Genomic DNA, 11,078 nt, shown 5'->3' on the forward strand with positions numbered 1-11,078 from the left:
ATGCTCCACCGCTTGTGCGGGCCCCCGTCAATTCCTTTGAGTTTCAGCCTTGCGACCGTACTCCCCAGGCGGATCGCTTAACGCGTTAGCTTCGGCACGGCGGGATTGGGTACCCGTCACACCAAGCGATCATCGTTTAGGGCTAGGACTACCAGGGTATCTAATCCTGTTTGCTCCCCTAGCTTTCGCGCCTCAGCGTCAGTTATGGTCCAGTGAGCCGCTTTCGCCACAGGTGTTCCTTCCGATATCTACGCATTTCACCGCTACACCGGAAATTCCACTCACCTCTCCCATACTCAAGCCCGGCAGTTTCTGGTGCAGACTTCGAGTTGAGCCCGAAGATTTCACACAAGACTTACCGAACCGCCTACGCACCCTTTACGCCCAATAATTCCGAACAACGCTCGCCCCCCTCGTATTACCGCGGCTGCTGGCACGAAGTTAGCCGGGGCTTCTTCTCTCGGTACCGTCATAATCGTCCCGATCGAAAGGAGTTTACGTCCCAAAGGACTTCATCCTCCACGCGGCGTTGCTGCGTCAGGGTTTCCCCCATTGCGCAAAATTCCCCACTGCTGCCTCCCGTAGGAGTCTGGACCGTGTTTCAGTTCCAGTGTGTCCGTGCGCCCTCTCAGGCCGGATACAGATCACTGTCTTGGTGGGCCATTACCCCGCCAACTAACTAATCTGCCGCGACCCCCTCCTTAAGCGAATTGCTCCTTTGACCCGTAGGTGTTATGCGGTATTAGCTAAGATTTCTCCTAGTTATTCCCCACTCAAGGGTAGGTTAGTCACGTGTTACTCACCCGTGCGCCACTTTACTCAGGACCGAAGTCCCTTTCTCGTTCGACTTGCATGTGTTAGGCACGCCGCCAGCGTTGATTCTGAGCCAGGATCAAACTCTCGTTTGAAACCTGAAGTTCGCTCGATGACGGAGGTCATCGACTCGAACCGCCCTCACGATGCTCGAAAGATCGTGAAGGTCTATATTGCGAGAAGGATTAGACCGTAATCTTCTTCCATTCTCACGACTGGCATGTTCAACCTGATTGTCAAAGATCCCTTGCAGGGACCGCCTAAGCGGTTTGCTTGGATCGGGATAACAGCGTCATTCGACTGCTGCCGTCCTCGAACTTGTTGTGCTTTGTTTTTGCGACAACTTTCTTAGAGTATCGCATCTTCGCTCATCTTGTCAAGCTTTCGTTTCGGCTTATTTTGCCGAACCGCTTGACCGGATTCAGGAGGGAAGCTGCGTGCCAGCGGCGCGCTTTCAGCTGCAGCCTGCAGGCGTCTCTAGATTCTGCCGTTAAGCTTTTCGCTTAAGGCCGTATCGCAAAACATCGCACTAAACTTTTAAAGATCGTCAACCGACTCAGTCGGCGGCGGACATTGCCGCTCTTACGACGCGAGGAGCTCTACTCCTCAAACTTGCAGTAGGTTGTTCGCTTGATTTGGCGCCCAGCGCCAGAGTCGAACTTGCTACTTCGCTACTTACTACTTGGCAGACTCAAGAGCCCGCACCGCGAAGCATTCTTGCAACCTTACCACTCTCAACTTCTCTATCTTAGCAGCTTTTCTCGATTTATGCAAATTCTTAGTTGCTTATCGAAGGCGTCTTTCGTTTGCTGCCGCCTTTTATACTTTATCACGCTTATCGCGTTCTTGCAACTTCTAAACTTTTTTACTGCGATTGTCGCTTTTGGCGACTTTTCTAACTTATCAGCTCTTTTTGTTTTCTGCAACTCAATCTTGGTTGCGGTCAGGAGCAGTTAGATGATTTCGTTGTGCGACTTGCTAAAGTTAGCAGCTCTTTGTGTTTTTAGCAACTCGATCTCGGTTGCGGTCAGGAGCTTGTCTCGAACATTCCGTAACAACAAGATCGATACTACCGAGCATGTAGAGTTCCCGCAAGCGTGGAAAACCGGGCAATTCTGTTGAAAAAGCGTGAATTCATGCGGGTTTGCGGCCACTTATCCCTGCTTAACCGCACCATCAATCCACTCGTGGGGGTAATTCGATGTCGGACCACTACAGACAGTGGGTTATGCTTCTGGCCATGCGACCTTTCTCCCGTATGGGACTGCTGCTCTGCTGGCTGCTTCTTTCGCTACCGGCCGCATGGTGCATGCCGCACCGTCATATCGATACCGGATTCCTGAACCGCACGGTCGCGGTGAACGGCTCCGTGTACCACTACCAGGTCTACCTGCCTGAGGGATGGAATGAGCACGGCAGCTGGCCCGTCATCCTGTTCCTGCATGGATCGGGAGAACGCGGCTCCGAGGGTATGGATGAGACCCAGATCGGTCTTCCCCAGGCGATCCGTATCCATCCGGACCGCTGGCCCTTTCTTGTCGTCATGCCCCAGGTGCCTTTCGGCCACCATCGCTGGACGGACCCGGACATGATGCAGATGGCCCTGACCGCCCTCGACCAGGACACGAAGGAGTTCCACGGCGACCCCGACCGCACCTATCTGACCGGGCTCTCGCTCGGAGGCTACGGCGTCTATGAGCTGGCGCGCTACCATCCTCGCCGCTTTGCCGCGCTGGTCCCGGTCAGCGGCGGCATCTTCTGGTCCTATAAGCCGGATCGCTGGAAGGAGGCCGCGACCCTCCCCGGCGAGTACGCCCGCGCCATCGGGCACACCCCGGTATGGATCTTCCACGGCTCGGACGACAACGTGGTCCCGGTGAAAGAGGCGCAACTGATGTATGAGGCCCTGAAGCTGAGCAACGGGAATGTCCGCTTCTGGCAGTACGCCGGATGGCGGCATAACGTCTGGGACAAGGCCTATAACCTGCCTGAACTGCCGAAATGGCTGCTCGCCCACCGCCTCAGCTCCACGCCGAAGCTACAGCCGCTGTCAGAAGAAGTGCTCGTTCCCCTGCACCCGGTGCCGGCCCGCATCAACCCGGACATCTATGACGACTACGCCGGGGTCTATGAGGATGAGGGCACGGTCGAGGCCACCATCCAGCGCCAGGGAGACCGGCTGCTCAACCGAAACCGCACCGGAGACGTGCTGGAGCTGCTCCCGGAAAACACGAATACGTTCTTCTACGCCACCGGCAGCGCCACCCGCCTCATCTTCGAGCGGGACGAGCATGGCGAGGTAAAAGGCATCCTCTATCGGGACGACCGCCACGAGGAATTCTGGGAAAAGAAGCGCTAGCAGGGCTCAGGGCTCAGATAGAGCACCAGCCTCGACGGTGGCCCATTAAGCCCGCAGTTGGCTTGAGTGGGGAAGCACAGCACGAAATCCAAAGCAGATGTGTCATTAGATAGGAAAGCCCGGGTGCCCCACGTCTCGATTTTGAGACGTGGGTGGGCAGAATTCCGGCTTCCTCTCCTTATCCGCTACTTCTACCCACGCTTCTGTCCGCGAGTGGACGGCGATCTCCCCCAGTGGACACTCCGTGCAGCGTCAATTTCTTGCAACGCATTGAAGAGGCGAGACTTACAGGAAAATAAATTTGGCCCTCGGCGTGCTCTTATCTCTACCGCAAGATTCCGAGGAAAAAGCCATGCCCCTGCCTGCTAACCCACTTTCGGGCCGCCCCATGCGCCGTCTGGCGCTGTTCGTTGCTGTTTTCGCCACGATCGTGGCGGTCGGCACAGAGCCCTCCCACGGCCCGCACCAGAGCTGGAAACAGCGCTGGCAGCAGTTTTCCGGCAGCTTCCATCCGCAGGTCCATGCCGAGTCGGCCGTTGCCGAAGGAGCGGCGCTGGGCAATGTCGACGGCTGGGCTGTCCGCGAATGCGCGGGTGACAAGGAACAGACCCACTGGGGCTGGGGCGGGGATCGCCAGCGCGTCTGCGAGATGCGCACCATGCGCCTGGGCACCCCCTCCAAGCTCGATGTTTCCAGCATGAATGGCGGCATCCATATCGAAGGCGAAAACCGCCAGGATGTGGTGGTCGAGGCTCGCGTCGAAGCCTGGTCGGATGACGCCCAGGATGCGAACGGCATCCTGCACTCGGTGCAGATCGAGGCCAACGACGGCCTCATCCGCGACAAAGGGCCCAGCTTTCACTGGGGCAATCGCGGCTATGCCGTCACCTATACGATCCACGCCCCCCATCAGCTCTCGGCCGAGCTGAAGACCATGAACGGTGGCATCGGCCTGGCTCACCTCAACGGCCAGCTTCGCTTTGACACCACAAACGGCGGCGTCGACCTGACCGATCTCTCCGGCGACGTAAAGGGCAGCACGGTCAACGGCGGCCTGGATATCGCGCTCTCCGGACAGCACTGGAATGGTCAGGGCCTCGATGCCGAGACCACCAACGGCGGCATCACCCTGAACCTGCCCGAGCGCTACGCGGCTCATCTCGAAACCGGCACCGTCAACGGCGGGATCGAGGTCAACTTCCCGGTCACCGTGCAGGGCGAGATTCGCCATCACCTCACCACCGATCTCAATGGCGGCGGTCCGACCATCCACGCGGAGACCACCAACGGCGGCGTCACCATCAGCCACGCCGATGCCGAGTCGATGTAAACGCATCGCTCACGAAAAGGGGACCGCCCGTGCGGTCCCCTTCTTTTTTGCCCTTAAATATCTCCGCTTAGCGCCAGGCCGCTCCATCCAGCAGCGCCATCTCGGCGACCTCCACCCGATCCCGCCCGTTCTGCTTGGCCAGGTAGAGCGCCTGGTCAGCCGCTTCCACCATCTCCGACGGCCGGATGAAACCGGGCATATCGCAGGTGGCCACGCCGATGCTGACCGTGACGCAGCGGGACTTGCCCTCTTCGTACCGGATATCGAGGGAGCGGACCGCCGCACGGATGCGCGAAGCTACCTGCTGAGCGCCCAGGTCGGTGGTATCGGGGAGCACCACGGCAAACTCTTCGCCGCCGTAGCGGGCCGGCAGATCGCCGACGCGATTGAGCGACAGCTGGATCGCATGCGCAATCCGCACCAGGCAGGCATCGCCGACGCGGTGGCCATAGTGGTCATTGAGCAGCTTGAAGTGATCGATATCCAGCATCAGCAGCGAGAGCGGTGACTCCGTGCGGCGCGAGCGCGCCACCGACTCCTCCAGCACCTGATCGAAACGGCGCCGGTTGGCGACGCGGGTCAGCGCGTCCTCGAGTGAGAGCGCCTCAAGCCGGTCGCGTGCCTCGGCCAGCTTCTGCTGAGCTCGGACGTAATGGCTCTGCTGCACCGCGGCCCGTGCGCCATAGAGCATCAACGCCAGAGCCACAGCACCAAATCCGAAAGGGAAGTGGCGTTGCATAAGGGAAGAACCAAGGCCAAGGACAACGAGACAGAAAAGAATGGCAATGCTGTTTTCGAGAAAGATGGCATGCCTGCGCCCGGATGGCGCCGAGACCACCGGCTGCCGCTCTTCAGGAAAGCACAGGACAAGCAGGCCGCTGCAGAGCGCGATCCACGGCAGGTCGACGATCACGTTATGCCAGAGATTCGTGATCGGCGTCTGCATTTCGAAGTAGTTGTAGAGCGCCGCGCACGACGCATAGAGCCAGAGGAACCCGGCCACGAGGCCGAAGAAGGTTCGCTTGAGCGAGCCCCGCGGGAACGTGACCGCGCGGAGCAGCGCCACCAGCGCCAGCACCAGGTTCTCGAGGTTGTAGTAGTGAATCAGCCTGGGAACGGGGATCGACTGGAAGGGGTGCGCGGAAAAAGGCCCGTCAAAGGCATGCACATAGGCCAGCAGCGCGGCCAGCCCCACCTGCAGCATGTCGAGCAGGACAAAGACATCGAAGCCCGAGGCCTCGCCCCGATCCTCCAGCGTCAACGTGACCGCCAGCAGAGCCGGAACTCCATAGATGAAGTCGGAGAGAATGGCCAGCGTCTCATAGTGCGGCTCTGGCCGGCGGGTCACGTCCGAGATGCTGAACAGCACCATGCCGACCGCCCAGAAGGCCAGTCCGAAGGCAAACAGCCACGCGTTCAGGCGCAGCGACGGGCGCAGGTCAGGCATACGGCGATAGAGCAGGAAAATTGCCAGCACCGGCATTCCGGCCAGCAAGGTATCGTTCACCATTGCGGCCGGATACGCCGGCATGTGCAGGGAGAACCAGTGCAGGATCAAAAGCCCGGCCGCCGCGGGGAAGACACGCCGCCAGCTTACGGGGCCTCGTGTTGTGAAGGTGCTCTCCAGGGCGGACTCCAGGGTCAAGCTCCAGGCGTGAGGAGGAGAGCGGCTACCTGGAGATAAAGTGCGAAGCGCCAATCGCGCCTCTGCTCTCAAGTCTGATGGCGCGGACGATGAGCGGCAATCCTGCCTTCGGGGGATAAAGGCGGACGCCCGTGCTACTGCGCCATAGAAATCGATACTTAGCCTAGGATGCGCCGCAACGGCGCGACAGAAAGGGAGTGCGGCAGAATATCTGCGCTAAAAAGGCTTGCCGCGGAAGAGGTACACCAGCTCGATGACCAGGATGATCACCACCGTCAGTTCGAGGAAGAATGCACGGCTCTGGTTGAACTGGTCGACCATGAAGCGATACAGCTCCTCGGCGGTGCGAACCTTCTGGGTTACCAGGTCCTTGTAGTCCGGCACGCCGATCTTCTGCGCCGCCAGCTTGTAGAAGCGTGCGGAAAACATGTCGGAGAGGAACTTGATGGCGTTGTCGGCATGCTCGGTCAGCTCATCCACATCGAGCAGCACCGTATGCAGCCCCGTGGCCGAGCGCGCCAGCCGCCAGCGGGCGAAGGTTCCGGTTCCCTCGTCGAGCAGTTTATAGACGCGCTCCAGCTCCTCGGTCAGCAGGTCGTCGTAATGACGGAACTCGAGCAGCTGCGAATTGGCATACTCCAGCAGCTGGATGGCCGTCTCCGCGCCCGAGGCCGAATCGAGGAGAAAGGCCGCGTTCCATCCAATCACGGCTAAATCATTGGCATAGTACGAGATGCGCGACTGCAGCACCTCGTTTACCTCGCTCTCGGCCAGATTTCCGGTGTCGCCGCGAACCACCTGGGCAATGCGCGCCCCGTACTGCTGGATCAGCTCCGGCACCGTTGGGCACGGTCGCCCATCCGAGGGCACAAGCTCCCGGATGTGAAAGATGAGGTAGTCCTCGCTCAGCCACTCCCGGTAGGGCTTCACGATCGCGGTCGCCGCCCGGGCCAGCTTGTCCCGCACAATCCGCGAAGCTTCGGCGGCAAAATCGATATCCCACGCCCAGCGGCTTGCGAGCCCGGCCAGCCTGGACCAGCCGCCCGTGTACGGCAGCTCGAATACGATGCTCAGCACGCCGTAGTCGTAATACTTGATCTGCCCGGTAAGCCGCTCCCCGCTGGCCAATACCAGCGGCTCAACCGGCTCGACCACCGGCGGACGGTCATAGTCGACGGCGCTGGCCGAAGGGGACGGGATCTGCGGCGCAACCGGAGGTGCAGGAATCTGGGGTTGGGGCTGCGGCTTGGGCGCGGTGCGCGCACCGAGAATCTCACGCAGATGATCGAGACGGATCGCCTCGCACACGTCGAACTGGAGCAGGACCAGCACCGAGCCCTGCAGCGTAAGGTCCGCGCCTCCCGCCGAAGCGGAAGAAGAACCAGCGACAACGGCGGACTGAAGACTCGACTCGAGCATCGTGGGAGCGCCTTGGGGAATCTTACCCCAACCCAATGAAAGCGATTCGCGAGCGCGGCTACGGCTTTCCTGGTGAGCTTGGACGGAGCTTCCCATCCGATTTCGGTGCGGGATCAAGCCGGCCTGCGGCTAGTTCTTGATCCGACGGAGAACTGCAGGTTCCTCCACTCCGCTTCGCTTCGGTCGGAATGACAGATATTTTTCGAGCATCATCTCTTCTGTCATTCCGACCGGAGCGGGCGCAGGCCGCGGAGTGGAGGAACCTGCGGTTCTCCTGTAACAAGCGAGAATGCGGATGTCCCTTCCAGGCTTCGCCTGGGCGGGAACGCACAATCCATGGACCAAGATTTCCGCATCAAGCGAGTTTCTCGCCGTCAGCGAGCCCTCAATCGAACTCCGGCTCCTTTGCCGAGTCCACGACGACCACATCCACAGGTGCCTTATCGGACTTCACCGTCAGTCCCAGCTGCTCGCGCAGCGCGGCGAACAGGCCGGGATAGACCGCACCACGCGAAGAGAAAGCTAGCTCGCCAGCTCTTCCGCCTCCGGCAGCTTCGCGCCCGCGATCAGCTTTTCGGCGAGCGGCTGCGGCACCAGGTCGTAGTGATCCATCTCCATATGAAAGCTGCCGCGCCCCTGGGTCAGCGCCGTGAGCGTCTGTCCATAGCTCAGCATCTCGGCCATCGGCACCTCGGCGCGCAGGAGCGTAGCGCCTCCACGCGAGTCCATCCCCTGCACCCGGCCGCGCCTCTGGTTCAGATCGCCCATGAGCGCGCCGGCAAACTCCTCCGGCGCGTCGATCTCCACCCGCATTACCGGCTCCAGCAGCGCGGGCCGCGCCTGCTCCATGCATTTGCGGAAGGCCAGCCGCCCGGCCATGCGGAAGGAAAGCTCGTTCGAGTCCACCTCGTGGAAGCTGCCGTCATAGAGCGTCGCCCGGAAATCCATCACCGGGTAACCCGCGAGAAAGCCGCGCGCAGCCGCCTCCTGAATGCCCTTTTCCACCGCCGGAATGTAAGCCCGCGGGATCGCGCCGCCAAAGATGTCATTCACAAACTCGAAGCCCGAGCCGCGCGGCAGCGGCTCAATGCGAATCTTGCAATCGCCGAACTGCCCATGGCCGCCAGTCTGCTTCTTGTGCCGCCCCTGCGCGTCCGCCTTGCTGCGAATGGTCTCCCGGTACGGCACCTTCGGCGCCTTCAGTGTCACCTCGGTGCGATAGCGGCGGCGCAGCTTCGAGACCACCGCCTCGATATGCGGCTGCCCTGCACCGGAGATGAGAAATTCGTTCGTCTGCGGATCGCGGAAGAAGCGGACCAGCAGATCCTCCTCCATCAGCCGATGCAGCGCCGTTGCGAGACGATCCTCGTCGGCGCGGGTCCGCGGCTCGATCGCCCAGGTCATCGCGGCCTCGGGCACCATCACCGGCTCGAAGAAGATCTCATGCCCCTTGTCGCCCAGCGAATCGCAGGTATAGGTCTCCTTGAGCTTGGCTACCGCGCCCAGATCGCCGGCATGCAGATCGGCGACCGGCACCGCCGTGTGCCCCTGCATCACGCACAGGTGCGAAAGCTTTTCGACAGAATGGCGCGAGTAATTGGACAGCGTGACATCGTTCTTCACCACGCCGGAGAAGACCTTGAAGAAACTGATCCTTCCAGCGAAGGGGTCGCTCATCGTTTTGAAGATAAAGAGCGAAGGCGGTTCCTGATCGTCGACCTTGCGCATCACGAACTCCTGCGCGAAGGGTCCATCCGCCGCCGCGCTCATGCCCGGCGGCAGCTGCTCGCTGCGGGCGGCCACCGGTGCGCGTTCGGCCGGCGAGGGCGCGTAGACCTTCAGGAAATCCAGCAGATGATCCGTGCCGATGCAGGCGCCGCCGCTCGCGAAGAGCACCGGGAAGATGCGGTCTTCGCGAATGGCATCGTGCAGTGCGGTGATCAGCCGCTGCTCGGGGATCGTGCCCTTGGCGAAGAACTCCTCCATCAGCTCGTCCTTCCCCTCCGCCACCAGCTCGACCAGCACCTCGTGCGCCGCCTGCGCGGCCTCGCGCATGAATTCCGGAATCTCCCCGATACGCCCCGCGCCATCGCCGTTCGCGGTGTAGAAGAAGGCCTGCATGGTCACCAGATCGACCACTCCCTCAAAGCCGCCTTCTCCATAAATCGGCAGCTGCACGGGCAGCAGGTGCCGGCCGAAGCGCTCACGCAGCGCGTTGATCGCCGAGTGCACATTCTCCGCCGCACGCGGATGGTCCATCTGGTTGAATACGACGACGCGCGGCAGGTTGAACTCCTCGGCATAGAGCCAGACGCGCTCGGTCATCGGCTCCAGGCCGCAGGGCGCGTTGATCACCACCAGCGCGGCCTCGACCGGAATCATCGCCGCCCGCGCCTCATGCAGGAACATATGAAAGCCCGGCGTATCCACCAGGTTGACCTTGATGCCGTTCCACTCGGCGAAGGCGACGGCCGCCTGCATGGTGGTGCGGCGCGCGACCTCTTCTTCGTCATAGGCCGTGACGGCGCTGCCATCCTCCACATGCCCCAGGCGAGGAGTCATGTGGGCGGCATGCAATAGCGCGGAGATCAGCGTGGTTTTACCGCTGTGCGCATGGCCGACCACCGCTACATTGCGGATCTCATTTCCCAGATAGGATTTCATTGAGCGCTCCTGAGAGAAAAACTCTTTGCGCCGGTGGCGCAGGGGCCGGTACGGAGCGCAGCGGAGGGCGCTGTGCTCCAGTACGTACAGATGCGGCAGGGTAGGGATCTCTCGATGGCGTCGAAGAAGGCGCGGAAAGCGTGCCGCCGAATTTGCCGACCTCATGCTTCATAGGGGAGAGGCTCGCGCAAACGGGATGGACAGGCGTCAGTTCGCAACGGGCAGGGCCTGACGCCTGTAAAGATTCGGATGCTAGCAGGAAACCTGCGGACAGTTCCAGTTCCAGCGAAAATTTCGTTTTGATGGAGAGGCAGCCCGCAGCAAAACAGGGCTCAGGGCTCAGGGCGCAGATAGGAGCGCATAAGCAGGAGCGCGACCAAAGGGAACGGAGGCCGAAGGCAGACGCACTGCGCGAAGCAGCTGTCATGCCGGCCGGGGCGAGATGCCTTTCGTCTCGCGCAGTGGAGGAACCTGCGGCCGTTCCGGTCGGAATGACAATTCGTACGTTGCAGAAGGAAAAGAACCCGGGTGCCCCACGTCTCGACGTTGAGACGTGGGACACAGTGTCACAGGTTCTAGCGGTAGTTGCGGGCGAAGACGTCGTGCGGCAGGCCGTCACGATGCGCCAGTCCAGCCAGGGCAAAGGCCTGATCGCGCGGCATCACGTCCCCAAGCTCGACCAGATACGGCGCGCCGCCGGTCGGCGTAAAGACATGCGGATGCAGCTCCGGATGCTCGCGACCCACTGTTTCAGCTTTATGCTGCGCCTGGTCCTCGTGGTTGTAGGTGTAGGCGATCACCCGCCAGCCGGGCCGGGCGTCAGCCGCGGAGGTCCGCGGCGATGCGGC

At 61.2% G+C, this 11,078-nt stretch carries 6 protein-coding genes, 1 rRNA gene and 1 pseudogene; 2 read left to right on the forward strand and 6 right to left on the reverse strand.

Annotation, left to right across the window (positions count from 1 at the left end; genetic code table 11):
• Positions 1-908: ribosomal RNA gene (locus tag QM649_RS19565) — 16S ribosomal RNA — on the reverse strand; the annotation flags it as partial.
• A gap of 1,214 nt (positions 909-2,122) precedes the next feature.
• Between QM649_RS19565 and QM649_RS19570 the strand changes: the two genes are divergently transcribed.
• Both QM649_RS19570 and QM649_RS19575 read left to right on the forward strand, forming a co-directional pair.
• A complete protein-coding gene (locus tag QM649_RS19570; protein ID WP_415200763.1) occupies positions 2,123-3,172 on the forward strand; it encodes an alpha/beta hydrolase-fold protein in 1,050 nt (349 codons plus the stop codon).
• Between the two features lie 352 nt (positions 3,173-3,524).
• Positions 3,525-4,502, forward strand: coding sequence for a DUF4097 family beta strand repeat-containing protein (locus QM649_RS19575; protein ID WP_415200764.1), 978 nt, complete (start codon positions 3,525-3,527; stop codon positions 4,500-4,502).
• Between the two features lie 67 nt (positions 4,503-4,569).
• Here the strand turns inward: QM649_RS19575 and QM649_RS19580 are convergent, their stop codons facing one another.
• The 5 genes and pseudogenes from QM649_RS19580 to QM649_RS19600 form a co-directional block, all read right to left on the reverse strand.
• Positions 4,570-6,147, reverse strand: a complete 1,578-nt coding sequence (locus tag QM649_RS19580; RefSeq protein ID WP_415200765.1) for a GGDEF domain-containing protein — start codon at positions 6,145-6,147, stop codon at positions 4,570-4,572.
• Positions 6,148-6,363: 216 nt separating this feature from the next.
• Positions 6,364-7,566, reverse strand: coding sequence for a hypothetical protein (locus tag QM649_RS19585; protein WP_415200766.1), 1,203 nt, complete (start codon positions 7,564-7,566; stop codon positions 6,364-6,366).
• Between the two features lie 385 nt (positions 7,567-7,951).
• Positions 7,952-8,065: pseudogene (locus tag QM649_RS19590) on the reverse strand (DUF3738 domain-containing protein); the annotation flags it as partial.
• A 23-nt stretch (positions 8,066-8,088) separates the two neighbouring features.
• Complete coding sequence (locus tag QM649_RS19595) at positions 8,089-10,230, reverse strand: elongation factor G (RefSeq protein WP_415200767.1); 2,142 nt, start codon at positions 10,228-10,230, stop codon at positions 8,089-8,091.
• 575 nt (positions 10,231-10,805) lie between these two features.
• The coding region (locus tag QM649_RS19600) for a hypothetical protein (protein WP_415200768.1) at positions 10,806-11,078 on the reverse strand (273 nt) is incomplete at its 5' end.

This window comes from Silvibacterium sp. (genome assembly GCF_047605705.1).
In the GTDB taxonomy this organism is placed as follows: domain Bacteria; phylum Acidobacteriota; class Terriglobia; order Terriglobales; family Acidobacteriaceae; genus Silvibacterium.

Bases quoted from the DNA above. Each gene is read 5' to 3' on its own strand.
- QM649_RS19570 (WP_415200763.1), top strand. From the start codon at position 2,123: ATGCCGCACCGTCATATCGATACCGGATTCCTGAACCGCACGGTCGCG.
- QM649_RS19595 (WP_415200767.1), bottom strand. From the start codon at position 10,230: ATGAAATCCTATCTGGGAAATGAGATCCGCAATGTAGCGGTGGTCGGC.
- QM649_RS19585 (WP_415200766.1), bottom strand. From the start codon at position 7,566: ATGCTCGAGTCGAGTCTTCAGTCCGCCGTTGTCGCTGGTTCTTCTTCC.
- QM649_RS19575 (WP_415200764.1), top strand. From the start codon at position 3,525: ATGCCCCTGCCTGCTAACCCACTTTCGGGCCGCCCCATGCGCCGTCTG.